This is a genomic window from Rhizobium sp. AG207R (genome assembly GCF_027109195.1).
Lineage (GTDB): Bacteria > Pseudomonadota > Alphaproteobacteria > Rhizobiales > Rhizobiaceae > Rhizobium > Rhizobium dioscoreae.
This window is the reverse complement of the sequence record NZ_JAEPVT010000005.1, coordinates 30,882-56,464: the sequence shown is the minus strand read 5'-3', so window position 1 is coordinate 56,464 and position 25,583 is coordinate 30,882. Positions and strand designations below refer to the sequence as shown.

The 25,583-nt window shown below is 59.8% G+C and carries 26 protein-coding genes and 1 pseudogene; 7 read left to right on the top strand and 20 right to left on the bottom strand.

Annotated features, from left to right (window positions below; translation table 11 throughout):
* Nucleotides 1–63 precede the first annotated feature (63 nt).
* The 4 genes from JJQ51_RS12675 to JJQ51_RS12660 are packed head-to-tail and all read left to right on the top strand — an operon-like array spanning nt 64 to nt 3,495.
* Nucleotides 64–861: an ABC transporter ATP-binding protein gene (locus JJQ51_RS12675; RefSeq protein ID WP_113350985.1), complete on the top strand. Its 798-nt coding sequence runs from the start codon at nt 64–66 to the stop codon at nt 859–861.
* The gene (locus JJQ51_RS12670; protein WP_113350986.1) at nt 858–1,607 is read left to right on the top strand and encodes an ABC transporter ATP-binding protein; all 750 of its coding nucleotides are present in this window, start codon (nt 858–860) and stop codon (nt 1,605–1,607) included. Before JJQ51_RS12675 ends, JJQ51_RS12670 begins: the two co-directional genes overlap by 4 nt.
* Nucleotides 1,604–2,512: a branched-chain amino acid ABC transporter permease gene (locus tag JJQ51_RS12665; RefSeq protein WP_113350987.1), complete on the top strand. Its 909-nt coding sequence runs from the start codon at nt 1,604–1,606 to the stop codon at nt 2,510–2,512. The genes JJQ51_RS12670 and JJQ51_RS12665 overlap by 4 nt, the downstream gene beginning before the upstream one ends.
* The gene (locus tag JJQ51_RS12660) at nt 2,509–3,495 is read left to right on the top strand and encodes a branched-chain amino acid ABC transporter permease (RefSeq protein WP_162748766.1); all 987 of its coding nucleotides are present in this window, start codon (nt 2,509–2,511) and stop codon (nt 3,493–3,495) included. The genes JJQ51_RS12665 and JJQ51_RS12660 overlap by 4 nt, the downstream gene beginning before the upstream one ends.
* 69 nt (nt 3,496–3,564) lie before the next feature.
* On the opposite strand, the gene JJQ51_RS12655 is transcribed toward JJQ51_RS12660, so the two are convergent.
* The 6 genes from JJQ51_RS12655 to JJQ51_RS12630 all read right to left on the bottom strand — a co-directional run bounded on the left by JJQ51_RS12655 (nt 3,565) and on the right by JJQ51_RS12630 (nt 9,637).
* Nucleotides 3,565–4,386, bottom strand: coding sequence for a carbohydrate ABC transporter permease (locus JJQ51_RS12655; protein WP_113350988.1), 822 nt, complete (start codon nt 4,384–4,386; stop codon nt 3,565–3,567).
* 1 nt (nt 4,387) lies between these two features.
* Nucleotides 4,388–5,254, bottom strand: coding sequence for a carbohydrate ABC transporter permease (locus JJQ51_RS12650; protein ID WP_269244784.1), 867 nt, complete (start codon nt 5,252–5,254; stop codon nt 4,388–4,390).
* Between the two features lie 155 nt (nt 5,255–5,409).
* Nucleotides 5,410–6,735, bottom strand: coding sequence for an extracellular solute-binding protein (locus JJQ51_RS12645; RefSeq protein ID WP_113350989.1), 1,326 nt, complete (start codon nt 6,733–6,735; stop codon nt 5,410–5,412).
* 46 nt (nt 6,736–6,781) lie between these two features.
* Nucleotides 6,782–8,296 (bottom strand): putative N-acetylmannosamine-6-phosphate 2-epimerase, encoded by a 1,515-nt coding sequence (locus JJQ51_RS12640; protein WP_113350990.1) that lies wholly within the window; start codon nt 8,294–8,296, stop codon nt 6,782–6,784.
* Nucleotides 8,297–8,363: 67 nt separating this feature from the next.
* Nucleotides 8,364–9,053: a GntR family transcriptional regulator gene (locus tag JJQ51_RS12635; RefSeq protein ID WP_112721997.1), complete on the bottom strand. Its 690-nt coding sequence runs from the start codon at nt 9,051–9,053 to the stop codon at nt 8,364–8,366.
* 197 nt (nt 9,054–9,250) lie between these two features.
* Nucleotides 9,251–9,637 (bottom strand): hypothetical protein, encoded by a 387-nt coding sequence (locus tag JJQ51_RS12630; RefSeq protein ID WP_113350991.1) that lies wholly within the window; start codon nt 9,635–9,637, stop codon nt 9,251–9,253.
* A gap of 294 nt (nt 9,638–9,931) precedes the next feature.
* Between JJQ51_RS12630 and JJQ51_RS12625 the strand changes: the two genes are divergently transcribed.
* Nucleotides 9,932–10,108: a hypothetical protein gene (locus JJQ51_RS12625; protein WP_173002461.1), complete on the top strand. Its 177-nt coding sequence runs from the start codon at nt 9,932–9,934 to the stop codon at nt 10,106–10,108.
* A gap of 460 nt (nt 10,109–10,568) precedes the next feature.
* Here JJQ51_RS12625 and JJQ51_RS12620 read toward each other — a convergent pair whose 3' ends face one another.
* From JJQ51_RS12620 to JJQ51_RS12565, 12 genes and pseudogenes are all read right to left on the bottom strand, one after another.
* Nucleotides 10,569–11,306 carry a L,D-transpeptidase gene (locus JJQ51_RS12620; RefSeq protein ID WP_308936544.1) on the bottom strand — a complete coding sequence of 246 codons (738 nt, stop codon included), beginning with the start codon at nt 11,304–11,306 and terminating at the stop codon, nt 10,569–10,571.
* A gap of 256 nt (nt 11,307–11,562) precedes the next feature.
* Entirely contained in the window at nt 11,563–12,396 is an 834-nt protein-coding gene (locus JJQ51_RS12615; RefSeq protein ID WP_162748767.1) for a heparin lyase I family protein, read from the bottom strand.
* 207 nt (nt 12,397–12,603) lie between these two features.
* A pseudogene (locus JJQ51_RS12610) lies at nt 12,604–12,798 on the bottom strand (ABC transporter); the annotation flags it as partial.
* 5 nt (nt 12,799–12,803) lie between these two features.
* On the bottom strand, nt 12,804–13,772 hold the full coding sequence (locus tag JJQ51_RS12605; RefSeq protein WP_113350994.1) for an ROK family protein: 969 nt from the start codon (nt 13,770–13,772) through the stop codon (nt 12,804–12,806).
* Nucleotides 13,769–14,494, bottom strand: coding sequence for a ribulose-phosphate 3-epimerase (locus tag JJQ51_RS12600; RefSeq protein WP_113350995.1), 726 nt, complete (start codon nt 14,492–14,494; stop codon nt 13,769–13,771). Before JJQ51_RS12600 ends, JJQ51_RS12605 begins: the two co-directional genes overlap by 4 nt.
* Nucleotides 14,491–15,318 (bottom strand): alpha/beta fold hydrolase, encoded by an 828-nt coding sequence (locus tag JJQ51_RS12595; RefSeq protein ID WP_113350996.1) that lies wholly within the window; start codon nt 15,316–15,318, stop codon nt 14,491–14,493. Before JJQ51_RS12595 ends, JJQ51_RS12600 begins: the two co-directional genes overlap by 4 nt.
* Nucleotides 15,318–16,136, bottom strand: a complete 819-nt coding sequence (locus JJQ51_RS12590; RefSeq protein ID WP_113350997.1) for a sugar phosphate isomerase/epimerase family protein — start codon at nt 16,134–16,136, stop codon at nt 15,318–15,320. The genes JJQ51_RS12595 and JJQ51_RS12590 overlap by 1 nt, the downstream gene beginning before the upstream one ends.
* Nucleotides 16,136–17,212 (bottom strand): Gfo/Idh/MocA family protein, encoded by a 1,077-nt coding sequence (locus tag JJQ51_RS12585; RefSeq protein WP_113350998.1) that lies wholly within the window; start codon nt 17,210–17,212, stop codon nt 16,136–16,138. Before JJQ51_RS12585 ends, JJQ51_RS12590 begins: the two co-directional genes overlap by 1 nt.
* A gap of 11 nt (nt 17,213–17,223) precedes the next feature.
* Entirely contained in the window at nt 17,224–18,042 is an 819-nt protein-coding gene (locus JJQ51_RS12580) for a sugar phosphate isomerase/epimerase family protein (protein WP_113350999.1), read from the bottom strand.
* Nucleotides 18,043–18,047: 5 nt separating this feature from the next.
* Nucleotides 18,048–18,884, bottom strand: coding sequence for a carbohydrate ABC transporter permease (locus tag JJQ51_RS12575; protein WP_113389539.1), 837 nt, complete (start codon nt 18,882–18,884; stop codon nt 18,048–18,050).
* Nucleotides 18,881–19,813: a carbohydrate ABC transporter permease gene (locus tag JJQ51_RS12570; RefSeq protein ID WP_113389540.1), complete on the bottom strand. Its 933-nt coding sequence runs from the start codon at nt 19,811–19,813 to the stop codon at nt 18,881–18,883. The genes JJQ51_RS12575 and JJQ51_RS12570 overlap by 4 nt, the downstream gene beginning before the upstream one ends.
* Before the next feature lies 1 nt (nt 19,814).
* A complete protein-coding gene (locus JJQ51_RS12565; RefSeq protein WP_113395934.1) occupies nt 19,815–21,161 on the bottom strand; it encodes an ABC transporter substrate-binding protein in 1,347 nt (448 codons plus the stop codon).
* Nucleotides 21,162–21,337: 176 nt separating this feature from the next.
* Between JJQ51_RS12565 and JJQ51_RS12560 the strand changes: the two genes are divergently transcribed.
* Together JJQ51_RS12560 and JJQ51_RS12555 are read left to right on the top strand one after the other, a co-directional pair.
* Nucleotides 21,338–22,486, top strand: coding sequence for a Gfo/Idh/MocA family protein (locus JJQ51_RS12560; RefSeq protein ID WP_113389542.1), 1,149 nt, complete (start codon nt 21,338–21,340; stop codon nt 22,484–22,486).
* Nucleotides 22,487–22,510: 24 nt separating this feature from the next.
* Nucleotides 22,511–23,461 (top strand): alpha/beta hydrolase, encoded by a 951-nt coding sequence (locus JJQ51_RS12555; protein ID WP_113389543.1) that lies wholly within the window; start codon nt 22,511–22,513, stop codon nt 23,459–23,461.
* A gap of 19 nt (nt 23,462–23,480) precedes the next feature.
* Here the strand turns inward: JJQ51_RS12555 and JJQ51_RS12550 are convergent, their stop codons facing one another.
* Entirely contained in the window at nt 23,481–24,515 is a 1,035-nt protein-coding gene (locus tag JJQ51_RS12550) for a LacI family DNA-binding transcriptional regulator (RefSeq protein WP_113389544.1), read from the bottom strand.
* A gap of 545 nt (nt 24,516–25,060) precedes the next feature.
* Nucleotides 25,061–25,366, bottom strand: a complete 306-nt coding sequence (locus JJQ51_RS12545) for a hypothetical protein (RefSeq protein WP_113395940.1) — start codon at nt 25,364–25,366, stop codon at nt 25,061–25,063.
* Nucleotides 25,367–25,583: the final 217 nt, after the last annotated feature.

The following is a 25,583-nucleotide window of genomic DNA, read 5'->3' as shown; positions in this document are numbered from 1 at the left end:
GTGTGATCACAAATCAAATAATCAGGGAAACGGCAATGATCGTTTTCCGGCCAGAGGGATCTCATGAGTACGACAACTGAACGGCATGGGGAGGAAGCCCAGCCTGTTCTGACGGCCAGAAACGTGGTGCGGCGTTTCGGCGGCCTCGTCGCCGTCAACGATGTTTCCTTCCATGTGCGCCAGGGCGAAATCCTCGGCTTGATCGGTCCGAACGGCGCCGGCAAGACGACGATGTTCGACCTTCTGGCCGGTAGCGTCGCGCCGAGCACCGGCGAAATCGTCTTGAATGGCACCGCAGTCGCAGGCGAGGCTGCCCATCGACGGATCGCACGCGGACTTGGACGCACCTTCCAGATCCCGCGGCCGTTTCCCAATCTGACGCTTCTCGACAACGTGATGCTGGCCGCCCAACGTCAGACAGGAGAGCGCTTGTTGTCGAATTTCCTGCGGCCATGGAAGGTCGCCGCTGAGGAGAAGGCGGCCTATGCAAAAGCGATGGAGTTGCTTGACCTCGTTCACCTGACGCGTCTGGCGCATGAACCGGCGCGCGTTCTATCGGGCGGTCAACGCAAGCTTCTGGAGCTTGCCCGCGTCATGATGGCCGATCCTGCCCTCATCCTGCTCGATGAGCCCGCCGCCGGCGTCAACGCCACGCTTCTGGAGACGATCATCGACCGTATCCGCGATATCAACCAGCGCGGTGTCACCTTTCTTCTGATTGAACACAATATCGATATGGTCACGCGCCTCTGTCACCGCGTGCTTGTGATGGCGAGCGGCCAGCTTCTTTGCGAGGGCACACCGGAAGAGGTAGCCCGGGATCCGCGCGTCATCGAGGCCTATTTGGGAGGCGCGGCATGAGCGAACCGGTCTTGAGTGTTCGCAATCTCGTTGCCGGCTACGAGCCGGGTGTTCCGATCGTGCGTGGCGCCTCGATTACGGTGAAGGAGAGGGAAATCGTCGTTGTGCTGGGCCCCAACGGCGCCGGCAAGTCGAGCTTCATCAAGGCGATCGCCGGTCTGGTTCCGGTCGAAAGCGGCACGGTGGAACTGGGCGGCAGCGATATAACGAGTACGCCCGCGCACATCATGGTGCGGCTCGGCCTTGCCTTCGTGCCGCAGACGGAGAATGTCTTTCCGCTGATGTCCGTCGAAGACAATTTGAAGGTTGCCGGCGGCATCCTGAAGCCGAAGGACGTGCCCGTTCGCATCGAAGAAATGTATGCGACCTTTCCGGATCTTGCCCGTCATCGCCGCATCGCGGCCGGCAATCTCTCGGGAGGGCAGCGGCAGATGCTGGCCGTCGCCCGAGCTCTTATCGTTCACCCGAAGCTTCTCGTGCTCGATGAGCCCTCGGCGGGCCTCTCGCCGAAATTCGTCTCGATGGTCTTCGACATGCTGAGCGAAATCCGCAAATCCGGCGTCACCATTCTCCTGGTCGAGCAGAATGCCAAGGCGGCGCTTGCGATTGGCGATCGTGCCTATGTTCTCGTCGAGGGCAAAGACAGGCATGAAGGCGTTGCATCGGAGCTTTGGAGCGATCCTGTCGTAGCCGAACTCTACCTCGGGCAGCGACCCGCAACTTCGGCAAGGGGAGGTGCGGCATGAACCTGCAATTCATCATCGATGGCTTGCTCACAGGCTCGATGATCGGCCTAGGCGCGATAGGTGTGACGCTCACCTATTCGATCCTGCGTTTCTCGAACTTCGCCCACGGCGATTTCATGGCCTGGGGCACCTATGCAACGCTTGCTGTCGTCAGTGCCATAGGCGCAATCTTCGGCAAGGTCGCTCCCATTGGCCCGCTTTCCTTCGGCTGGCCGTTGATCGTGGCGGTAATCCTGGCGATGGGCTTTACCGGCATCCTTGCCCTCGCGCTCGACAAGGTGCTGTTTGCCAGGCTAAGGGCTAAAGGCCAGTCGATCATCGTCGTGATGGCGAGCTTCGGTGCCTCCATGGCGCTGCGCAGCCTGCTCGAATTTCTCTTCACGTCGCGCCCGGCCTATTTCAGCCGCGCCATTCAGATCGCCATGCCGATCGGTTTCGGCATCCGCATCACGCCCGATCAGATCGCCCTTTTGATTGTGACGGCGCTTTTGGTCTTCGGCGTTCATATGCTGATGACGAGGACGCAGACAGGGCGTTCCATGCAGGCGCTGAGCCAAAATCCGGCGCTTGCCCGCGTCGTCGGCATCGATGTCGCCAAGGTCGTGCGCGTCACCTGGCTGATCGGCGGTGGACTGGCCTGTGTCGCCGGCGTCATGATCGGCATTCTCGTGCAGATCCGCCCGCTGATGGGCTTTGACATGCTTCTGCCGATGTTTGCCGCCGCCATTCTCGGCGGTATCGGGAGCGTTCCGGGCGCGGTTTTGGGTGGCCTGATTATCGGCCTTGCCGAAGCGGCCGCGGTTCAGCTTATCGGTGCGGAATGGCGTGCCGCCATTTCCTTCATCATCCTGATGGCGGTGCTGTTCATCCGGCCGATCGGCCTTTTCGGAGTGAGAGAGCGATGATGGACATTATTGGCTACGGCGCTTTCTTCCTGACCACAGCGTTGATCTTCTCCTTCATCACCCTCGGCCTGAACCTGCAATGGGGCCTGACCGGCCTCTTCAATGTCGGGCTCGCCGGCTTCGTAGCGATCGGCGCCTATACCTCGGCCCTGCTGACGACGCCGGATACGGCCGGGCGGTTCGGTGGGTTCGATCTGCCGATCCTCGTCGGCTGGCTCGGCGCGATGATTGTCGCCGGTCTTGCCGCCGCCATTATCGGCGTGGCGACGCTCCGGCTGAAATCCGATTATCTGGCGATCACCACCTTCGGCGTGGCCGTCGTCGTCCAGCTCGTGGCCCTGAATGCGCAGAAACTGACCGGTGGCCCCTTTGGCATCGGTTTCATTCCGCGCCCATTTTCCAGCCTCGCCGAAACGCCACTTCTTTTCAATTTGGCCAATCTCGGCATCGTGGTCGTCGCATTGCTGATCGTTTATTTTGCGCTGGAGCATCTGGCGAAAAGCCCTTGGGGACGCGTCCTCAAGGCGTTGCGTGAGGACGAGCGCGCCGCCATTTCTCTTGGCAAGAGCGCTCGCTTCTATCGCGTACAGGCCTTTGCCGTCGGCGGTGCGATCATGGGGCTGGCTGGCGCCATACAGGCGCATTTCATCGGCTTTATCGCGCCGGACAATTATCTTCCGATCCTAACCTTTCAGGTCTGGGTCATGCTGATCGTCGGTGGCTCTGGCAGCAACAAGGGTGCTATCGTCGGCAGCGTTCTGGTCTGGGCTATCTGGGCTGGTTCCGGTGCGCTGACGAGCATCCTCTTTTCGCCGGAACAGCAGGCTCGTGCGGCATCGCTGCAGATCGTAGCGATCGGCGTCATGCTCTGCATCATCCTGCTGGTGCGTCCCGGCGGCCTCTTTGGCGACATGCCGCGGCGGCGATCTGTGATCGCGCCGCAACGAAAACCGGCCGAGGACAAGAGCAGCGCCGCCTCATAGCCTAGCGCCTGAGTGAGCAGAAGCCTCGCTCCAGCTTTAAGCTATGCGCAGTCGCAAGGCGCGTTGCCCCTAACCTTTAACGGCGCCTGCCGTCATCGAACCTGAAAGCTGGCGATACATCACGAGACCGAGCAAGGCTGGCGGCAAGGCGCCGAGGATCATGACGGCGGATGCCAGCCCCCATTGCACGCCGCCGCCGCTGGCCGCGAAGAAGAAGGAGGCGCCGACCGTCATCGGCACGGCGCGGTTGGTCGTCAGCATCAGCCCGAAGAGGAATTCGTTCCAGGCAGTGATGAAGCCGAAGATGAAGGTGGTGACGAGCGCGGGGCGGATCACCGGACGAATGACCCTGATCATGATCTGGAAGACGTTGGCTCCGTCGACCGTCGCGGCCTCGTCGAGCTCTATCGGTATGTCGGATATGGCATTGACCAGCATGACCAGGGCCAGGGGGATATTGACGATCGTCAGAATAAGCCCAAGGCCGATCCGGGTGTCGAGCAGGCCAAGCCACTGATACATCATATAAAGTGGGATCGCGAAAACGACCAGCGGCACGGCGCGAAGGTTGATAACCAGCGGAAGCAGGAGCTTTTGTCCGGTCTCGCTACGGGCGATCACGTAAGCCGCCGGGAAGGTAAGGACGATCGCCAGCAGGGTGCCGATGAGCGCTGCCGCGGCGCTGTTTGCGAGATAAAGGAAAATGTTGAAGCGCTCGGTGTCCGTCAATACCTTGACGTAGTTGTCGAAGGTCGGCTGTTCGATCCACAGGCCGGGATTATTGGAGATCTCGCGTGTAGTCTTGAATGAAGTAATGAGGGTGACGAGGATCGGAAAATTCGTCGCGAAGACCACGATACCATAAACGATCCAACGTAGGAATTTCAGCATCTCATCTCTTCCTTCGCGCGCCAAGCCAGTTCAGGCCGTAGAGAACCAGCAATGAAGTGATGAACAGGACGACGGATGCCGCCACCGCCTTGCCGATGGCGCCTTCCTTGAAGAAGGCCTGGTAGATGTAGATCGACAATGAGGTCGTCGATCCACCGGCCCCGCTGCCGGTCAGGGCGTAGACATTGTCGAACACGCGGAAGCCGTCGATGAAGCGGATGAAGAAGGCGACGGTCAGCGTCGGCAGCATCAGGGGCAATTCGATACGCCAAAGCCGCTGCAGACCGGTCGCACCATCGAGCGCTGCAGCCTCGCGCACATCTTCGGGAATGGCGATGTAGGCGACGTAGAAGAGCAGAAAGGCGAATGGTGTCCATTGCAGCACTTCGACGATGACAAGCGTGCGGAAGGCGTTCTGATAGTCGAGGAAAGCCGGGCTGTCGCCGAACCATTCGAAAAGATAATAGGGCACAGGTCCGGCAAATTCATGCAGCACGAGGCGATACATCAGGCCGACCATGGCTGGTGCGACCATCAGCGGCAGCATCAGCGGAGCCATCAGAACAGGCCGTGCCGATAGAAGCGGCTTCAGAAAGATCGCCAGGAAAAGGCCGAGCAGGCATTCCGAGATAGCCGTGATGATGCCAAAGCGGAAGGAGAACCAGACGGATTGCCAGAATGCGGTTTCCGTCAGCACTGTGACGTAATTGCCGAGACCGCTGATCCGTGGACTGCGCAACGTCTCGAACGAAACGGTCGAAACGGAATAGAGAAGATTGAGAAGAGCCGGGAAGCCGAGGAACAGCAGCAGAAACCCGACCAACGGTGCCAGGTAGAGCCTGCCTTCGGCGCGTTTTACAAGAGCCATGGGTTTCAGCCGCATTGGCCGGATGCCGGGAGAGCCTTTTCACTTTTCGTCGAATCGCGAAAAGGCTCTATTCCTCTGCTTTTACGCAATACCGGACGGAAAACCGCAATACACTTTTCCTGGAATTGCTCCGAAGCCGGCACCCGGCCTTCTCCTTATTTCTTCAAGAAATCCTGCATGCCTGCCTTAGTATGGGCAAGCGCATCCTCAAGGCTCTGCTGACCCGACCAGTAGCCCGTGAATTCCTTGGCCTGCAGCTCGTAGACCGATAGCGCCTTGGCCGAGGTGGCCCCCGTCATGACGTAGCCATATTTGCTGGCAAACTCGCCGAGCTTCACGAGATCGGGACGCTCCTTGGCCACCTTGGCGACGACATCCGGCGTCAGCGCCGGTGAACCGCCGGCACGCGCATAGGCAAGGGCCGCATCCTCGGAGGACAGCCACTTGAGGAACTTGATAGCGCCTTCCTTGTTCTGCGCGTTCTTGTTCAGTCCGAGGCCGAGACCGTGGATATGGTCGACGCGACCGTTCGGCCCGGCCGGCGGCGCAACGATGCCGGTGGCGTCGGCGACGGCAGGCGACTTCTTTGCATCGGTGAGCTCGGCCGCTGCGGCATTCCATTGCAGGGCAGTCGCGGCCTGCCCGGAGCTGAAGGCGGCATTGGTTTCGGCATATTCGTAGCTCAGCGAATCCTTCGGCGATGCGCCGGCATCGTAAAGCGTCTTATAGAGCTTCAGTGCCGTCTTGTAGGCATCCGAGTCGATCGTGACATTGCCGCTCGCGTTCATCCAGTCGCCGCCATAGGAGCGCGGCAGGGATTGGAACACCATCATATTGAAGAGAAGGTTCTTCATCTGCAGCACGGTGCCATAGCGGACCGGGCTCTGGCGGTTCACCTGTTTGCTGAAATAGAGCGAAGTCGCTGCCCAATCATCCCAGGTCCAGTCGTCGGGCTGCTTCGGCGCCAGCTCCTTGCCGAGATATTTCTTGGAGATCTCGGCATATTTGGTCTTGGCATCGGGATCGGCGATAAGGGCATCAACGAGATCCTTGCGGTAGTACATGAAATGCAGCGACAGGTCCGTCGGCACGCCATATTGCTTGCCATCGAACTGCATCGTTTTCAGCACCGTGTCGCCGAACACTTTGGAGGCATCCGCATTAAGCTCGATCGGCTCCATGTAAGGTGCATAGCGGCCGATCGAATAGGTCGCGACCAGATTGACGTCGAAGGCGTTCGAGCCGGCTGCCATGTCGGCCTGCAGCTTGTCGAAGAAACCGTCGCGATTGAAGAACAGCAGCTCGACCTTGTCGGCATCCGATGCCGTCTTGTTGTAGAGATCGGCGGTGGCGCGCAGCGCCGTTTCCTCTGAGCCTCCCGGCCAGCCGAGCACGACGACCTTGGCATTGGCAAGTCCTGGTAGGGCCGTTGCCGACAGCATGAGAGCAAGCAGTGTGGACGATATGTGCTTGAATTTCATTTTGTTCCCTTTCCTTATCGTTGTTTGTTGAATTGAGCAGATCTTTTCATCGATGGCGTGCAGCAAGATCTGCCGCGCCGATGATGCCGGCATTGGAGCCGAGGCTTGCGGCGACCAGGCGCGGTGCCACATGTGGCGGCAACCCCTCGAGTTGCGTACCGACAGCGTCGAGATAGCCGGATGCCAGACCGATACCGCCGCCGATAACGATGCGTTTCGGCGCGAGCATCATCTGGATGTCACGGCATAGAAGCGCGACGCGTGACGCCGACTGCATGATGATCGCTTCGGCCCAGCCGGCACCTTCGCGTGCCTTTCGAAAGATCTCGGGTGCCTCGGCCGGATGCCCGGCGCGGGCGGCTTCGGCCGCCATCCACCGACCCGAAACGACGTCCTCCAGTGGTGACTGGCCGTGCATCGGTCCGCGAAGCAGGCCGAAATGACCTGCCAGACCCAATAGCGGCCGCCCATTAATTACGATGCCGCCGCCGATGCCCGTCGATATGGTCAAAAAGACGATATCCTCGTTGTCGCCCGCGCCGAACCTGTGTTCGCCCCAGGCTGCAGCCTGAGCATCGTTGACGGCGAGAGCCGGCTTGCCGAAGATTTTGCTGGCCTGTGCCACCAGTGGATAACCGTCCGGAATTGCGAGTGTCGCGGGATTGAGGGCCGACCAGCAGCCGTCGTTTATCAAGCCGGTTGCGGCGATGCCGACGCGCTCATATCGACCGACCCAGGACTTTGCGTGCTCGGCGACGGCGGCCAGCCAGGCGTCCGGGCCTGCCTGCCGGCTGGTCGCGATGGTCGCCTTATCAAGTACCTGCCCGCCCTGGACCAGGGCCGCCAGGGTCTTCGTGCCGCCGATATCGATCGCCAGCGTTGCGTCATCACGCGCGGAAAAGGCAGCGGAAACAGCGTCGTCGAACCAGAGTGTCACATGCTCGGTGCGCGTGATTGCCGATCCGACGACGACGGCACAGGCACCGGCCCGCACGGCATCCGCCGCCTGTTCGGGCGTGCGGATGCGGCCTTCGGCGATCACATAGGGCGTGAGCTCCCGCATGGCGGCAATCAGCGCGATATCCGGCTCCACCGGTTCGGGGCCGCCGACATAGCCGGACATGGTCGTGCCGACGAAATCGACGCCGGCATCGAGAGCGCGTTTGGCATCCCCAACACACGAGCAATCCGCCATTGACAGCAGACCTCGGGCCTTGATGGCGGCAATCAGCGCTTCGATCGTTGCCGGGCGAGGCCGATCGGTCGCATCGAAGGCGATGATATCGGCGCCGGCATCGGCCAGCGCCTCAACATCGGTGATAAAGGGAGTGATGCGCACCGGGCTGTCATCGAGGTCACGCTTGACGATGCCGATGATCGGCGCGTCGACGGCCGCCCTGACGGCTGCAACGTAAGCCGCCGACTCGATGCGCAAGGCACGGGCGCCAGCGGCCAGAGCCGCACGCGCAAAGCCGCTAACGAAAATGGCCTCATCCATCGCTCCGCCCGGTACGGGCTGGCATGAGACAATGAGGCTCAGATTGAGATCTTCCTTGCGCATTCGGCACCCCTTTCGGAGCGCAACGATAGAGAATGATCACCAGAAAGCAACCGGTTTTAAACTGGTATTATCTCTGCAGCTCGAAGACGAAATCATAGACCTCGCCCTTGTAGCGGGTCTCGCAATATTCGACGATCTCTCCGTCGGCTAGAAAGCAACGCCGCTCGGTCGTCAGGATCGGTGCGCCCGGTTCGCAGCGCAGATGCTGCGCATCCTCGGGCGAGGCGGCGCGCGCGCGCATGCGCTGGACGGCACGCCTAGGAAGAAAGCCGCGCTCGGCCAGCGCCTCATAGAGGGAATCGCCGACGAACGAAGGTGAGGGAAGGAAGCGCACGGGTACGGCGGCATGTTCGACTGCGATCGGTGCGCCATCGGCTGTTCGCACGCGGCGCATCCGCAGGACTTGCGCATTGGCTGAGATGCCAAGCGCCATCATCTCCGTCGGCGAAGGTCGGGTTAACTGTTTGGAAATCCAGACGCAACCGGGCTCCATTCCACGAGCGCGCAGGTCTTCGGAGAAACTGGTGAGGGTGGAAAGCGATTTTTCGACGCGCGAGCCAATCTCGCTGCGGGCACCTTGCCGTCGGCTCAACATGCCTTCCTCCTCCAGCATGGCGAGTGCTTTTCGAACCGTGACGCGCGACAGGGAGAGGGTTTCCGCAAGCGATCGCTCACCCGGCAATACCGAGCCGGATTTGAAGGCGTGGCTGCGGATGGCGGTTTCGATCGCGCTCTTCAGCTGCTTGTAGAGCGGCATCCCCTCTGTGCCGGAAGCAAGCTCTTTCTTGACCAGCTCAATAATATCAGTTGCCAAGGCAGACTTTCCCTTGATGGCATGGCGACGAAAATGTCGCCCTGTTTGCTACTGGTATTATACTGTACAGGTTTTTGCGATCTGTCGAGGCGGGTAAAGGACATACCGGTCCGCTGAAGCGGGCCGGTATGCAGTTCGTATCAGGAGGCCAGAGCGCGGCGCGCGGTCTGGGCTGGCATGGCTTTGCCGGGGACCCGCAAAGGGGCCTTCGCGACGACGGGCGAAATGCGGGCCGTATTGGACTTGGCAGCTCCCAGCCAGCGAAGAATAGCGTCGAAGCCGGGCTGGGCAGCCCGCTTGAATTCCGGGCTCATCTCCTCGTCCATGCCGCAGAGCGAGGCAATTTCCTGGAAGTCGACACGTCCTGCCCGAAGGGGAGGACGCGACTGGAAAACGATCAGGCCGATCATGAAGCCTTTGATATTCTCGAAGCTACGCGGCTGAAGCAGCGGCTTGAGCCGCATATCGCAAAAATCCGAAATCTTGCGCTGGAAAACGTCAGAGGCAGAGCTTTTCTTTATGGGCATTATTCATTCCTTGCAGGCGACATCATCCAAAGGTCGGGGTGTGGCCCGCTAAAGCACGCAGGTTAACGAAGCGCAAACAACCGACCAATTGGCCGCTTTCAATTCTACGATACATCGCCATTTGGCAAGTGAAAGATCGATCACGCTTCGGTCGGCACCGTTTCCGGCACGAGGCGGCGGAAAGAGATCAGAAGTCTTGTCGTCGAGCCATCAAGACCATGAAAAAACTGTAACTTGCCTCCCGCGTCATTGAGAGCGACATTTTCCTTGCGCCGGAATTATGAGGTGAAAGACATGTCAGTCTTGGAAATGCTGGTCAGACGCCGGATGCAGGAAGAATATGCCAAGGGTACATCGCCGGAGCGCATTACCCGGCTCCTGCAGGAATTCTTCAACGGGGCAGAGGCCTCCCAAGCCGATGTACTGCGTTCGGAAGAATATGCTAATGAATTCAAGATTACAGGTAGTTAGACTGTGGCCTTTTGAATGAGGCAAGGTGCTGTTTTTTACAACGCCTTGCTCATTGTTCTCGGCTTTCCGATCTGGCCGGCTCGCATCGGCGGGCTTCGTTCAGCAGGCGAATGGCTCCGCGTATGGCGGAGTCCGGGCTTGCATAGCGCCGATGATTTCGTCCGCGCCCTTCCTCTCTCCGCTATTCATTCCGCTCGGATGCGAATTGAGAGACCGGTGGCCTAAAATCCGATTTCCGCGATGCGCCGAGGCGCGACAAAATGCAGGTCACGGCCATGGTGCCTGTGATGACTGCCTTCCCGTCCAATGGTGTGCGTTTCCGGTCCTGCCAGAGCGGTTGAGCTTTTCATCGAATATATGAACCGCTCCAGCTTTTGTCTTCACGCAATTCCCTACGGAAACGGCTGCGCACTTTATCCTGGAATTGCTCCAGGCTGACCCATGCATGGTCGGAGTGCAGTCAGAGAACGACGACCTTTGTTCCCACGCCGACCCGGCCATAGAGATCCATAACATCCGGATTTGCCATGCGAATGCAGCCGGACGACACCGCCTTGCCGATCGAGTTTGGCTCATTGGTGCCGTGGATGCGGTAGAGGGTGGAACCGAGATAGAGCGCTCTCGCTCCGAGGGGATTATTGAGCCCACCTTCCATGTGGTCAGGCAATTCCGGACGGCGAGCGATCATTTCCTTGGGCGGCGTCCAATCGGGCCACTCCGCCTTGCGGCTGATCGTCTCGGTGCCCTTCCAGGCGAAGCCTTGCTTGCCGACACCGATGCCGTATTTGAGGGCAGTTCCGTCGTTGAGCACGAGATAGAGGCGCTTTTCCTTGGTGGAGATAACGATTGTGCCGGGATCGTAGCCGGAAAAACGCACAACACTGCGCGGGATCGGCGATTGCGCCAGACTGGCCTGCTTGTCGTCCTTGAGGCCCGGACTGAATTGGGGAGACACCGCATTCCGATCGATCGAAGCCTGGCGCCGTGGACGAGGGGCTGGCGGGAAATCGCCGTCCTCATCGTCATAGTCGTTGTAACGGTCGCCCCGATAGTAATAGCCGTCGTCGAGACGCGGATCGTCGCGATAACGCGGCGGTGCCTCCCGCCAATAGCGCGGAGCAACATAGCCGCCATCCAGATCGTCGCCATAATCCGGCAAATATCTCCATTCCTGCGCATGCGCGGCGGAGCCTGCCATCAGTAAAGCCAGAGCGGGCAAAAGAACAAATTTTTTAGTCTTCACGTGATAACCATACTTCCCGAATAATGCATCGGATTGCACCCCGTGCGAGCGGGGCATGCGTGCTGCAGACAATTCCGGAAACGGCGGGCGTAATTGTGGCAGCGGCGATTGAAAGTCGAGATTTTCCGACCTGTTTTGAAGTTCAGATGGAGATGCGCAAACGGGCGGCCACACGGAGCGTTTCTGTCATCGATCCGAAAAGATCGGATGATTACTCGGCGGATACTGCCAGTTTCGACCAAGCGGGATCGCTGGAAGGGTCCGTCGACCAGAACTGGATATCCGCGAAGTCAACTGATTGCACGACGCCGGGAAGAGTGTCCCTATAGATCCCGAAGCGCGGCTGAACGTCGATGAACGGGCGGCCGTCTTGATGCCGCATACCGTGATCGAGAAAGCCGAGGCGCCCCGTATAGGAGGAGTCGCAGGCGCGTCCGTTGAGATAGACCTGTATGGAGCTCGCACCCTCCTGCAGGCTCGGCTTCAGCATCACATTCACATCATTCCAGTCACCCACATTGAGATGCCAGGGACCACAGATTATCTTGGATTGACCGGCGTTGCAGTCGGCGCTACCCCGCACTTTGGCAACGAAATTCGCCCCTGTTTCCGATGGTATAGCCTCGATTTTGAACAATGGATTTGCCGCCTGGCAAGCTCCAAGAGGCTTCGTCTCCTCCGTTGGAATATTTTGCTTTACCTGATGAATGACGGTGCGGTTGCCGATCCCTCGCCAGGGGGCTTCGAGCCGGAAGGCAAAATGATACCACGTCGGCTCATCGAATTTGATAACCTCTTTCTTGATTTGAATTTCCACCCGTTCGGTCGGCGCATCGCCGATACTCTGGTCGGGGGCATCACCTGGATGCACCGAGATGCGCAATATCGGCCTGGAAGGAGATGAGAGATCGCAAACGATACGCGATCTCCATAAGGCAGGGTCCAGCCTGCTGCTGATCCGCCAGAGCTTCGACGGATGCTCGCCGTCGACGGCGCATAGGTCGGCAAAGCTGCCCGACAGCGGAGCCGCTGCTTCCTGTGCCATGGCGTGCGATCCGTTCAAAGCACCCAGGCATGATAGGACGAAGGCAAGCTGTGGCGTTCTCGAGGTCATCATCGTCGGTCTTTTCCGCAAGACAGGACAGGGTCTGAGAAGTAGCGGCTCCAGCCAGCTTTCTTGACCAACGATATTGGTTGCAAAGCCTCAGTTCATTTCTATCGGCCGAAAATTGCGGGTCAAGAGTGATTCGATCGACAATGTCATTGCCTCGATCTGGTCGTGGGTGACGTAAATCATCGTTGCAGCCACTTCGTCATGCAGGCGTATCAGCTCCAGCCGCATGTTGACGCGCAGCGCCGCATCGAGATTGGAAAGTGGCTCGTCGAACGGAAAGATCTTCGGATTTCGAACGATCGCGCGGCCAACTGCCACGCGCTGGCGCGCCTTGGGACTCATCGACTCCGGGGCGGCTTTCCGTAGCCGTCGAAGATGAGGCTGGCGGCGCCGATCAGACCGGCATGGCGCCCAAGCTGTGCGGCAACGATCGGCACGTCGCGATAGGCGGGCATGGCGCGCTCGCGAACCGTCGCCGCCACTTGGTCGTGCAGAAGATCGAAGCCATGCGAAATTCCTCCGCCCATGACAAGCACGTCGGGCGAATAGAGATGAAGCAGGTTTGTAAAGCCGATCCCTAGCCACCGCGCTTCGTCGATCAGCAGCGCCAATGCATCGGCATCGCCCTTTCGTGCGGCGTCTACGACATGTCGTCCAGTCACGTCGGCATCGGCGGCGAACTTGCGCAGTATCGATCCGTCTGACGGCCTGGTGCGGACCGTCGCCCGCCTGCCGAGTGCCGTGCCGGAGGCGACGGCCTCGAAGCAACCGACTGCGCCGCAAAAGCAACGTTCGCCCTCGTTTGTGATCGTCATGTGGCCGATCTCGGCAGCCAGGCCCCGTCTGCCATGCAGGATCCGGCCATCGGCAATCACGCCGCCGCCGATACCGGTCGATACCGTGACGAACACCATCGATCCCGCCCCGCGGCCGGCGCCATATCGCCATTCCCCGAGAGCTGCCGCATTCGCATCGTTTTCGAGCCGCACGGGCAGCTGAAAATGGTTTTGGAGAATCTCCGCCAGCGGGACCTCATGCCATCCGACCAGCGTCGGGGCCGCAATGACGATACCGGCGTCCGGATCGAGCGGACCGGGCGCGCCGATCCCGATCCCGATCGGCGAAAGATCGGGCGTTTCCGCCAACACCGTTTCCGCCAGCAGTTCGATCTGACGGATGACGGCTGCGGGACCCCCGGCCGCATCCGTCGATAGCGACGAGAACGACAATAGGCATCCCGCATCATCGATAAGTGCGGCGCGAAGCTCCGTTCCACCGAGATCGAATGCAAGAGCGACCTTTTTCACGAAACCTGGCTCTCCAGTCCATGCAGCCAGGCGATCCGGTCGCCAAGATTCTTGTCGCCGAATGCCAGCGATCCGAGAACGACCGTCTGTGCCCCGGCCTGGCGCAGGAGTGGCACTGTCTGCTCGCGAATGCCGCCATCCGCGGCCAGAATTACGCGATCCTCGCGGCCTGCCTTCTTCAGGAGAGAACGCGCCTCGAGCAGCCGGTCGCATGCCTTGTCGGAAAGGCTTTGTCCCTTGACGCCGATCGAGGTTCCGAGCAGCGTCACGAAGGCGACGTGATCGATAAAGGGCTCGATCGCTGAAACGGGTGTTTCCAGCCGCAGCACCACGCCGGCTTCGGCGCCAAGCTCTTTGGCAAGTGCAATGGCGCGTAAGCCGGCATCGCCGTTTTCGGCATGGACGCTGATCAAATCCGCTCCCGCCTCTATGAACTGGCGTGTCTGCTCCTCGACGATTTCAGCCTCGACCATGAGATGCACGTGGATCGGCTTCGCCGTCGACTTGGCGATGCGCGCGACAAAATCAGGAAAGAACAGGAAGCCCGGCGTAAAGCGCGCATCGGCGACATCGATGTGATGTAGATCGACATAGGTTTCGATGCGCTTGAGGTCGGTCTCCATATTGGCAAGATCGGCCGACCAGAGCGAAAATTCGCCGAGAAGCCTGTTGCGGGGAAGCGCTGCGATGGCCGCCGGGCCGGAAAGAGGTCTGGACGTCATGACGAAACGAAGCTCCGGAGTGTTTTGGATGCTAGAAAATGCGCGATGGCGTCTTGGACCTCGGCAAAATGCTTATCTTTATCGACAGCCTTGGCGGTGACTTCGACAAAGCTCGCGCCTGGAATGACATCGGCGAGCGTCTGCGCGCAGGAGAGCGGATGGATCGCATCGTGCTGGTTGCCGATAATCAGGGCAGGCACGGCAAGAGCGGCTGCTGCTGCCCGCGGCACCTCCGGCCCGTCTGCAGCGATATCAGCCAGAACAGAGGCGAAGGCGAGAGCATCTGGTCGGTCGAAGTAGCCAAGCAGGGAGGAGAAATTGTCCGGTGCCTCGGAGGCGATCCGCTGTCCTGTTTCAGAGGCGATAAAGAGCCTTTTGGCCTCCTCGATCGGATGCGAATGGATGAGGGCAGCCACTGTGCGGATCGGCGCGAGATTGCCCGGCGATGCCTCGAAGGTCCAGGCGGGGCGCACAAGAACGAGCCCGGCAATCCGGTGGGCGTGATGATGAGCGAGGTGCAGCGCAATGGCCGCTCCCATCGAAATGCCGCCGATGATGAAGCGATCGAACCCGTATACGGTGGCCGCGGCCAAAACATCCTCGGCAAACATGCGGATGGAAAAGGGTCGTGTATTGCCGAGGGAGGATGCCCCGTGCGCACGGCATTCCAGCGTCAGCCGGTGCATGTCTACCGAAGCGGGAACATTTTGTGCAACCTGTGCCTCGTCGCCGCCAAGGCCATGCTGGAAGATGACGGGGAGTCCTTGCCCATTCTCGTAGACGACAAGTTCCGCATCGTCGCGCTTGAACCATTTCTTGCCCATCAGATTAGCGCCTTGAAAAAGCCGGCAACCGCCGGTGCGTCCGAAGCAGAAAGGCCATGCGTCACGAGCGGGCCTTCGAAATTCACCGAGCGCAGCCGCGCGATGAAGTCGGCAAAATCCACCACGCCCCGTCCGGCGGTTGCGAAGCGACCATCGCTGTAACGATCCTTGGCATGGGCCAGGGCGATATGACCGGCTGACGTTTCGACCGCCTCTTCAATTATCGCCCGCGCCTTGGCAGGTGTTGCCTGTTCGAAGAGATTGGCCGGATCAAGCACGATGCGCAGCCGCCGCGATCCCATCTCGTCGATCAGCCGCAGGGCGTCGCGTGCCGAGGTGACGATATTGGCCTGCTCCGGCTCGATGCCGAGATCGACGCCATGCCGTTCCGCCAACTCCAGAGCCTTCGATATCTCAGCCGCCATGTCGGTCCAGGCGGAGAGATCGCCGTTGTCTGGATGATAAGCCCATTGGTCGTTCGGGTCGCGCGTTCCGGTGCAAAGCGTTACCAGCGGAATCGAGAGTGCCGCCGCCGTTTCGATGACGACGGCGAGCTGGGCGAGGCCCGCTCGGCGTACAGCAATATCAGGGTGAGCCATGTTGTAGGTGCCGGACAGGGCGGCAAGAGAGACGCCCGTCGCCTCGACCGCTGCCCGGATGGTCGCGATCATTTCTTCCGAAACGGCATCGGGCATGGACGGGAGACCGCAGCAGGCGAGATTGAACTGCGCGCATGCGTAACCACTGTTGCGCACGGCCGAGAGAACGCCGAGCGGCTCCGTTCCGGGAAAGGTCTTGGCGAAGATGCCGATCTGCATCAGACCGCTCCCGTGACCGATGCGAGTTCGACGCGCTCGCCTCGTTCCACCGATCGGGCGATCGCCACCATCGCGCGGATGGAGGCCAGGCCGTCCTCGACATTGGCACCGCGCATCGGCGCGCCATTTAATGCCGTATCTGCAAATCCTTCCAGCTGACGGCGGAAGAAATGGCCGTCGGCACCGAGCGGCTTCCGACTCGTCGCATCCTTCTCGTGAAAGATCTCCACTTCGCTCGAGCGGAAGTACCAGGGATTGAAGGTCTTTGCGAGAACCGAGCCGTTTTCGCCATAAAGCTGGAAACCTTCATGCCAATCCATGCGCACGGCAACTGTCAGGTCCAGATGGCCGAGAGCACCATTGGCAAACTCGGTCTCCACGAACCAGCAATAGGCACCCGCACGTTCCAGAAGCCGGGCACGCACGGCGACGATCTCACCGCAGAAGAAGCGGGCGGTATCGACGAGATGTGAGCCATGGGCGAGCATGAAATATTGCCGGAGATCGGCCTTGGGATTGCCTGATGGTTTGCGCGCAAGCTTGCTGGTGACGGGCAGGGGCTGCACCGCATCCGTATTGGTGTAGCGATGGGTGGAATCGCAATACCACGCCTTCATCGCAAAAATCTGGCCTATGTCATCGCGTACGAAATCACGCGCGGCCTCAAGCGCCGGATCGAAGCGTTTCATATGGCCGACCTGCAGGATCCTCCCGGACCGGCGCACGGCCTCGGCAAGCTGCTGCCCTTCCTCGACGGACACTCCGATCGGCTTTTCGCACAGCACATGCTTTCCGGCTTCAAGCGCCTTGATCGACATCGGCACATGATAGGCGTCGGATGTCGCGACGATCACGGCCTCCAGCTCGGGATCGGCCAGCATGGCATCATAATCATCGTACATCTTCTGCGGCTCATAGGTCGCGCCCATGCGGGCCAGAAGATCGGGGGCTGCGTCGCAGATCGCATAAAGATCGGCATTTCTCGCCTTGGCGCAGGATTCGAGATGTGCGAATTGCGCGATCGGGCCGCAGCCGAGTACTCCCACGCGAAGACGACGACTTTCCTTTTCGATCATGGTTCTACTCCTTATGCTCCGTAGCCGCGCATGGTTTGGCGATTGGCTTTGACCGCAGCGGCAGGATCGGAGCTGGCCGTCTCGGATTCCTCCTCCAGCACCAGCCAGCCATTGAAGCGCGGAGCGGCCGAGACGAGGTCGATCACGGCCGGCGTATCGAGAACGCCCTTGCCGAGCATCGCCCATCGGCCCTGCGCATCGACATCCTTCAGATGCAGGTAGCGGATACGGTCTTGATAGGTGCGCATCGTGTCAAGCATATCGGCATGCCCCCGCAGGATATGACCGGTATCCGGCACCCACCCGACCAGGTTCGGATCCAACAATGCGAAGATGCGGTCGTAATCGGCACGGTCGAACAGTAGCGTATTGTGATGCGAGCTCGGATGTACGGCGACCTCAACGCCGGCGGCCTTGCCCAGTTCGCCGGCGCGATTGTAGAACTCGCCGGCAATGGCGAACTTCTCATCTCGCGGGCCATCGGAAACGACGGTTGCCGAGCCGATGGAAACGAGCGCGCCGGGAAAATGCGCGGCATAATCGATCCAGCGCTTGGCCGTCGCAAGATCGTCCTTCACGGCGTCAGCGACGGTAAAGCCGCTCCTGGAACCGAAGGCGAAGGAGACGAGCGTCAAGCCGCAATCCCTCAATGCATTCGCGAAGGCATGCGGCTCCGCGCCATAGCGACCGATCATCGTATCGGTGATTTCGAGGCCGGAGTAGCCGCCGACGGAAATGGCCGACAGCAGATCATCTGCCGTTCCAGTCCAGGTATTGCCGAGCATTTCCCATGTGAATGTCTGGCAGCCGACCTTTATGTCCTTGCGCATTCCCGCTATTCCTTGATTCCGCCTTGGGTCAGGCCTTCGATGATGTGTCGTTGGAAGAAGAGCACCAAAATGATGAGCGGTATGGTGACGACAGCCGATGCGGCGGCGATGTCTCCCCAGGGCACATAATATTGGTTGGTGAAATTGGCGATGCCGACCGGGATCGTCTGGCTGTCGCTGTCCGACGTGAAGGCCAGCGCAAACAGGAACTCGTTCCAGGCGGTAATGAAGGCAAGCAGGCCTGTCGTGACTAGGCTCGGCAGCGACATTGGCAGGATGATATGCCAGAGCAGACCGACAGGGCCGACGCCGTCTATGCGGGCCGCCTCGTCGATCTCGCGCGGCAGCGTTTCGAAATAGCCGAACAGCACCCAGGTCACCAGCGGCAATCCGAGCGCGAGATAGGTGATGATCAGCGCGGTATAGGTATCGAGCAGCCCGAGATCGGAGGCGATGAGATAGAGAGGCCCGACGAGCGCGATCTGCGGAAACATCGATACCGAAAGGATGACCGTCAGGATGCCGAAGCGTCCCTTCACATCGAGGCGCGACAGCGAAAAGGCCGCGAGCGAACCGACGATCAGGCAAAGTGCTGTGGTCGCAAGGGAAACGACGAGCGAATTCAGCACGTAATGATGAAGGCCTTTCTCTACAAAGGCATTGTAGTAGTGCTCCAGCGTGAACGGGTTCGGTATGAGCGAGGGCGTTCCCTCGGTCAGCGCCTTGTCGAGCTGGAGCGATGTCGAAAACTGCCAGATGAATGGGCCGGCGGACCAGATGAGGATGAACAGCGCGCCAAGATAGATGGCGATGTTTTGAAGGACTGAGCGCTCTGCGTTCATGTCGTCCTCCTGATCTGGCGCACGAGGAAGACGCAGAAGCCTATGGCGATCAGACCTTCCGTGATGAACATGGCGGTCGAGACTGCAGAGCCGTAGCCGAACTGAAGCGTCGAAAAGAGTACCTTGTAGGACAGCGTCGAAAGCGTCTCGGTGGAATCGGCTGGGCCGCCGCCCGTCAGCACATAGACGAGGTCGAAAACGCGAAAGGCATCGAGCGCACGGAAGAGGCCGGCAATCAGCAGCGTCGGCATCAGGAGCGGCAGGCGAATATGCCAGAAGATCGTCCAGGCTCCTGCCCCATCAATGCGTGCCGCCTCGATCAGCGATTTCGGAACGGTCTGCAGCCCCGTCAGCAAAAGAAGCGCCATGAATGGCGTGGTCTTCCAAACATCGGCAAGGATGATCGTCGTCAGCGCCGTGTCCGGTGACCCGTACCAGTTGACGTTCTGGTCGATCAATCCTGCATGCAGAAGGATGAAATTGACGATGCCGTGCTGACCGTCGAAGAGCCAGCCGAACATTTTCGACGTCACGACGGTCGGCATGGCCCAGGGCACGAGCATGGCGGCGCGGACCATGCCCCGGCCGGCGAAGGTCTCGCAAAGGATCAGCGCCATTGCCAGGCCGATGAAGGTTTCGAGCAACGTCGAGATCAGGGTAAACCAGATCGTGTGCCACCAGGCATTCCAGAACGGCGGATCGGCCAGCAGCTGCACATAGTTGGCGATACCGACGAAATCATTGTCCTGTGTGATCAGCGAGCGGTTGGTGAAGGACAGATAGACGCCGTTGACGATCGGATAGAAGGATACCGATGCGAGCGAAAGAAATGCCGGCAGCAGCAACAGCCAGGGCCAGAGGGCGCTTGACAGCGCCCTCGACTTACCTGGAGTTGGCTCGGAAACGGCAACCGTCATCGTCACGGCCATTTCAGCCGACGATCTTGTTGATCTGGGCGGCGGCTGCCTGAAGCTCGGCCTTGACGTTGCCGCTGACCAGCGCCTTGGAGATGCTGGACTGCAATGCCAGCGTCACCTTGGCATATTGCGGCGTGATCGGCCGCGGCGTGGCTCCGGTGAAGACGTTCTGGAGACTTGCCATGAACGGCTGCTCGGCCTTGAGCTTCGCATCCTGGAAGATGGCAGGCCGCGAGGGCGCAAGACCGAAATTAAAGGCAAGCCGGGTCTGGGTTTCGGGTGAAGACATCCAGGTCAGGAATTCGATCGCCGCTTCCCGCTTCTTGGAGTTGGCATTGACGCCCAGCTGGTAGCCGCCAAGGCAGGCCGAGCTCCTGCCGCCGGCAAAATGCGGCAGCGGCGCGACAGCCACCTTGTCGACGACATGCGAGGCCTTCGGATCCTGCGCGATCGGATAGACATAGGACCAGTTGCGCATGAACATCGCCTCACCAGACGTAAACGGCTGGCGAGAGGGCTCTTCGTCCCAGGAGAGCACGTTCTGAGGACTGATCTTCGTCTTGTTGATGGTGTCATACAGGAACTGGATCGCGGCAACGGCGGCATCGTCGCCGATGACGGAAGATTTTCCATCTGCGGACAGGATGGAGCCGCCGTTGGATGCGATGATTTCCACGGCGTCACAGACCAGAACCTCGGCCTGCTTGCCCTGCCAGAGATAACCGAATTTGGCGTCGCCGGCTTTTTGCGCCTCTGCCGCCATCGTCGCCATGTCGGCCCAGGTTTCCGGTACCTTGCCGCCGTGCTTTTCCACGAGGTCCTTGCGATAGTAGAACATGCCGGAATCGACGAACCATGGCAGCGCTGTCAACTTGCCGCCATAGGTGCAGGCAGCCACTGTGCCGGGGAAATAATCGGCACGCTTGTCTTTCGGGAAATACTCGTCAAGCGGCAGCGCCCAGCCGGCGGATGCAAAACCCGCGATCCAGATAACGTCCTGGCTGAAAACATCGGGCGTTCCGTTGCGGCGGGCGAGCTGCTGGACGAGGCCCTGATAGACTTCCGTCGACGAGCTCGGCGGCGGCAGTTCGATGAATTTGACGGTAATGCGGTTTTGCGACTCGTTGAACGTCTTGACGAGGTCGCCGAGGCCTTCCTTGCCAAAGAAGCTGGCGCTGGCAAAGCTGATTTCCGTCCGATCGGCGGCACGCGCCGGGCGGATGCCAAGGCTTGTAGCAACTCCAAGCGTTGCCGTACCGATGGCGGCGCCGGCGGCACCCAACAGCAGCTGACGACGATCAAGCATTATCGATTGTCCGGCACTCGTGGAGTAAGCCGGCGTCTTCTTGATATCTGTCATGTTTCCCTCCCAGGAAGACTGGCGACCTCCAAACCTCCACGCCAGTATTCGCATATGTTTTATAAAAATTTATCGCGCGTCAAGAAATAAGGTGCTTTAAATCAACCCGGGAGTCATCGTTCGGATGCGCCGAAGCGCGGCGAACAGATGTGGTAGATCAGGGGGGATTGGGTAATATGGCTGGTAATTCAAAAGCTAAGCTCGGCATTGGCGTCATCGGCTGCGGTAACATCTCGATGACGTATCTGCGCAATGCAGCGCTGTTTGCCGGTGTCGGATTGCGCGTCTGCGCCGATATATCCGCCGATGTCGCCGCGCTGCGTGCCCGGGAATATGGTATTCGCGCGCTCAGCGTCGACCAATTGCTGGCCGATCCCGAAGTCGATCTCGTGCTGAACCTCACTGTTCCCGCCGTCCATTTCGACGTCACGATGTCGGCCCTGTCTGCCGGCAAGCACGTCTTCACGGAGAAGCCGCTGGCAACGTCGGCGGCCGATGGACTGGTTCTCGTGGCGGAGGCCAAGCGCCGCGGATTGCAGCTGGGGTCGGCGCCCGATACGTTCCTCGGCGCTGCAGGCCGCCGAGCGCGGCGCCTGATGGATGAGGGCGCGATCGGCCGGCCGGTCAGCGGCACTGCCTTCATGATGGGGCGCGGCATGGAGCACTGGCACCCCAATCCGCAATTCTACTATCAGCCGGGCGGCGGCCCGGTCTTCGACATGGGCCCCTATTATCTGACGATGATGGTGAACCTGCTTGGTCCGGTCGTGCGGGTCATGGCAATGGCGACGAAGGGCCAGGAAGAACGCCTGATCACCGCCGACGGCCCGTTCAAGAATACGCACTTCAAGGTCGGCACTCCCACAAACATCCTGTCGCTTCTGGAATTCCAATCCGGCGCGACCGTGAATTTCGGCGCCTCCTGGGACGTGTTTCGCCACTCCAACCATCCAATCGAGCTTCATGGCACCGAAGGTTCGCTCCGTTTGCCCGATCCGGACACGTTCGGCGGAACGGTGTCGCTATCCGAGCGGGGCGCCGATTGGTATGATTTCGAAAGCGACGGCGAGCTTTACGGCGCGAGGAACTGGCCATTCCATGCACCGGATCGGGCGAATTACCGCATGCTCGGTGTCGCCGACCTTGCGCGAGCGCTTGAGGAGGGGAGACCTCCCCGCGCGTCGGGAGAGCTGGCCCTTCATGTCCTCGAGATCATGGAGGCCATTCTCCAGTCGGGGGAAAGCCGGCAGTCGGTCAGCATCGGCGCGCAATTCACTCCGCCACCGCGCCTTGACGAAGACGAAGCACGCAGCCTTCTCGCCTGATCGCTGCAGAGAGGGGATAATCCAATGGAAAAGCTGGATGAAAGCGCGCTGCGCGTTCTTGCTCTCACCAGTCGGTCGAGCGGTCGGCCATTCGAAACCGGCACACCTCAGCAGGCGCGTATCGACTATGATGCGAATTGTCCGACGCTCCAGGGCGCAAGAGAGGTGGTCGCTTCGCTGGAGGATCGCGGGATTGCCGGCCCGAGCGGTCCGATCGCCTTGCGCATCTATCGCGGCATCGGTGCGCCTCTGAAGCATGGCCCGGGCCTCATCTATTTGCATGGCGGCGGCTGGGTGATCGGCAATCTCGAATCGCACGACGAAATCTGCCGATGGTTCGCCAATACTGCCAAATGCACTGTCATCTGCCCCGACTACCGGCTAGCGCCAGAACACAAATTTCCCGCCGGAGTGACCGATTGCGCTGCGACTTTGGCATTCGTGGTGAAATCGGCGGCGGACCTCGGCATCGATCCCGGGAGGATCGCCGTTGCTGGCGACAGTGCCGGCGGCAATCTTGCTGCCGTGCTGGCATTGATGTCACGCAATGGCGATGCCCCGCCGCTCGCGGCGCAACTGCTCATCTATCCCAATACGGACGCCGCCCAGACGGCCGACAGCTATCGCCGTTATGCCGAAGGCTTCGGCTTGACTGCCCCGACAATGAGGTGGTTTCGCGATCACTACGTTCGCACTGCAGCCGATATAGCAGACTGGAGGGTTTCTCCGCTACAAGCCGAGACCTTGGCCGGAGTAGCACCGGCCTTCATCGCCACCGCCGGACACGATATTCTGGTCGACGAAGGTATCGCCTATGCCGGGCGATTGCGGGAAGAAGGGGTGCGTATGGTACATCGCCATTGGCCGGGGCAGATCCACGGTTTCGTGTCGATGGGGAGATATGTGGCGGAGGCTCGGCGGGCAGTGGAGGAGGCCGTCGCGGCGTGGCGCGGCTTCGAAGCTGTCTTGATTTAGATGAAGAGCAGGTGTCGCCTTAGGCCGACTGCCGCATGACTAGTGTTCCATCCAGGCAGACCTTGCGCGCGATCGACTGGGTGGGCACGTCCGTATCTCCAAGCAGCATCAGAAGCGTGCTGACGCTGCTTGCCGTCATCGCGGCGAAGTCCTGAGCCATCGTCGTCAGCGGCGGGCAGGTATAGCGGCTCAAGGGATGGTCGTCATGGGCCGCGATGCGCAGATTGTCGCCCTTTTTGCGCCCGATTTTCAGCCCGTGCGCGAAGGCGGCTGCCATCACGCCGAAGGCGAGGCGATCATTCGCGCAAAGGATGGTTTTGCGCGGAAGAGACTTTGCGCGGAGCAGGCCATCCATCTGCTCGTATCCGATGCGCTCGAACTCCCAGGTGTAGGCAACACTGGTGCTGATGACCAGCGGCTCGCAGCCTGCGGCTTCCATGGTGGCGATATAGCTTGCCAGCCTTTCGGGTGAGTTGTGATTGACATGCGGAATGTCGAGATAGGCGGGCGCCTCTCCGGATCGGCAAAGATATTCCACGATCGTTGCGACGCTCTGGTAATTGTCGTTGCCGATGAAGGGCGTATTGCCTTCGATATAAGTGTCGAAATAGACGATGGGCAGGTTCTGCGCGAGTTTTTCAAAGGTGCGCGGATCGGATTTCTTCCCCAATGGTGCGACAAGCGCACCGGCTACCTTCAAGGACAGCATTGTGTTGACCGCTTCGCCTTCCAGTTCGGGCAAACCGTGCGACGAGAACACGATCGGCCAGTAACCCTCGTTGCGCAGGCGCAATTCCAGGCGATTGACCATTTCTGCATAAAAGGGATCGGTAAGGGCGGGAACCAGGATGCCGATATTGCGGGTTCTCTTGCGATTGAGGTTCCGCGCATAAAGATTAGGCTGATAATCCGACGAACGAAGCGCCGCCTCGATCAGCGCGCGGGTTGCCGGTTTTACACTGGTCGGATCGTCGAAATACTTGGAAAGGGTAGGGCGGGAGACACCGCAGGACTTCGCGAAATCCTCCATCGTCTTATGCGTCAATTTTTCCATCTAAAGTCGACCATTTTTCCAGCTGCCGTCGCTACGAATGCCTTATGCGCATACGTGGAAAGCAGCGCAACCAGAGACGTAAAATCCCGACAAGTTCTTTTGCGCTTTGTGTTGCAATAAAAGGTAGCGCGCGAAAATTTATTATTTAACGCGTTAAAATTCAAGTTGCAGCATGAGTGGTCCGAGCGGGAATGGAGCGCATCACACGAAATCCCCTGTTGGGATCCTTCATCAACGCTCATGCGAATGGCGACAAGCTGCGCCGATGAGTAGTTACGACGACATTCGAACCACAGCCGCATAGTCAGCTTTTGATATTGGCGCGTGTGAAGCGGGAATGGGTAAAGCCGGAGGCGCATGAACGGCGCGCTGGCCATTGACATGCATATCCTCTTGCAAATGGTAATTTCGGACTGCTCTTCGCGATCGCCGCGAACCGGGCCTGGGGCTCGCCGTTTTGCTATCGGCGTCGCCTTGATGGATGCCGCGCGTTTCTCCTGATACAAATTTGTTATCGAATCCGCGCGACAAGCCGGCGCCAGCTTTCAAATCCCCGACCCGTCGAGTTGCTGGGCGTTGTCGCCTTCCCAAGGTGAAGGCATTGAGGTGCGATTGAGATTGGCCGAGGGCATCGGCATCCAGCATTTTAGTTCCGGCTCGGCATATTCGATGATGTGCCCGGGTGAAGAATCGGAGGCGCGCCAGCCTTCCGTACCAAATTGATCGCCATTCGACCAATATGCGAGGTCAACTTCTGCAGGCCCCTGTTCTGACGGGCGGATCGTGACAAGGATCCGACTGCCGTCTTTCGGAGCGCTTGCCATGTGCCGCCAGCGGTCTGGCTCATTCATCACTCTTCCTCCTGCCTTGCTTTGGGTTGCAAGTGTCGCCTCGCCATCGAAAACGGTCAACTCAAACTTTGGGCGATCCATTCTCCATCGTCTCAAATGTTTGCGGCTGTATATATTTCAGAAGGAAGTATGTACTGCGATACGGTCGAGGTGCTTTGAGGCATCCCGCGCTCCGGAACTTGCAAGATGCGCCAACACATTCCGGAGCACTTGTATA

Bases quoted from the DNA above. Each gene is read 5' to 3' on its own strand.
- JJQ51_RS12615 (WP_162748767.1), bottom strand. From the start codon at position 12,396: ATGGCACAGGAAGCAGCGGCTCCGCTGTCGGGCAGCTTTGCCGACCTA.
- JJQ51_RS12675 (WP_113350985.1), top strand. From the start codon at position 64: ATGAGTACGACAACTGAACGGCATGGGGAGGAAGCCCAGCCTGTTCTG.
- JJQ51_RS12555 (WP_113389543.1), top strand. From the start codon at position 22,511: ATGGAAAAGCTGGATGAAAGCGCGCTGCGCGTTCTTGCTCTCACCAGT.
- JJQ51_RS12580 (WP_113350999.1), bottom strand. From the start codon at position 18,042: ATGCGCAAGGACATAAAGGTCGGCTGCCAGACATTCACATGGGAAATG.
- JJQ51_RS12585 (WP_113350998.1), bottom strand. From the start codon at position 17,212: ATGATCGAAAAGGAAAGTCGTCGTCTTCGCGTGGGAGTACTCGGCTGC.
- JJQ51_RS12670 (WP_113350986.1), top strand. From the start codon at position 858: ATGAGCGAACCGGTCTTGAGTGTTCGCAATCTCGTTGCCGGCTACGAG.
- JJQ51_RS12560 (WP_113389542.1), top strand. From the start codon at position 21,338: ATGGCTGGTAATTCAAAAGCTAAGCTCGGCATTGGCGTCATCGGCTGC.
- JJQ51_RS12600 (WP_113350995.1), bottom strand. From the start codon at position 14,494: ATGACGTCCAGACCTCTTTCCGGCCCGGCGGCCATCGCAGCGCTTCCC.
- JJQ51_RS12595 (WP_113350996.1), bottom strand. From the start codon at position 15,318: ATGGGCAAGAAATGGTTCAAGCGCGACGATGCGGAACTTGTCGTCTAC.
- JJQ51_RS12545 (WP_113395940.1), bottom strand. From the start codon at position 25,366: ATGAATGAGCCAGACCGCTGGCGGCACATGGCAAGCGCTCCGAAAGAC.
- JJQ51_RS12565 (WP_113395934.1), bottom strand. From the start codon at position 21,161: ATGACAGATATCAAGAAGACGCCGGCTTACTCCACGAGTGCCGGACAA.
- JJQ51_RS12625 (WP_173002461.1), top strand. From the start codon at position 9,932: ATGTCAGTCTTGGAAATGCTGGTCAGACGCCGGATGCAGGAAGAATAT.
- JJQ51_RS12645 (WP_113350989.1), bottom strand. From the start codon at position 6,735: ATGAAATTCAAGCACATATCGTCCACACTGCTTGCTCTCATGCTGTCG.
- JJQ51_RS12620 (WP_308936544.1), bottom strand. From the start codon at position 11,306: ATGGCAGGCTCCGCCGCGCATGCGCAGGAATGGAGATATTTGCCGGAT.
- JJQ51_RS12550 (WP_113389544.1), bottom strand. From the start codon at position 24,515: ATGGAAAAATTGACGCATAAGACGATGGAGGATTTCGCGAAGTCCTGC.
- JJQ51_RS12640 (WP_113350990.1), bottom strand. From the start codon at position 8,296: ATGCGCAAGGAAGATCTCAATCTGAGCCTCATTGTCTCATGCCAGCCC.
- JJQ51_RS12635 (WP_112721997.1), bottom strand. From the start codon at position 9,053: ATGCCGCTCTACAAGCAGCTGAAGAGCGCGATCGAAACCGCCATCCGC.
- JJQ51_RS12575 (WP_113389539.1), bottom strand. From the start codon at position 18,884: ATGAACGCAGAGCGCTCAGTCCTTCAAAACATCGCCATCTATCTTGGC.
- JJQ51_RS12665 (WP_113350987.1), top strand. From the start codon at position 1,604: ATGAACCTGCAATTCATCATCGATGGCTTGCTCACAGGCTCGATGATC.
- JJQ51_RS12570 (WP_113389540.1), bottom strand. From the start codon at position 19,813: ATGGCCGTGACGATGACGGTTGCCGTTTCCGAGCCAACTCCAGGTAAG.
- JJQ51_RS12660 (WP_162748766.1), top strand. From the start codon at position 2,509: ATGATGGACATTATTGGCTACGGCGCTTTCTTCCTGACCACAGCGTTG.
- JJQ51_RS12590 (WP_113350997.1), bottom strand. From the start codon at position 16,136: ATGCAGATCGGCATCTTCGCCAAGACCTTTCCCGGAACGGAGCCGCTC.
- JJQ51_RS12650 (WP_269244784.1), bottom strand. From the start codon at position 5,254: ATGGCTCTTGTAAAACGCGCCGAAGGCAGGCTCTACCTGGCACCGTTG.
- JJQ51_RS12655 (WP_113350988.1), bottom strand. From the start codon at position 4,386: ATGCTGAAATTCCTACGTTGGATCGTTTATGGTATCGTGGTCTTCGCG.
- JJQ51_RS12630 (WP_113350991.1), bottom strand. From the start codon at position 9,637: ATGCCCATAAAGAAAAGCTCTGCCTCTGACGTTTTCCAGCGCAAGATT.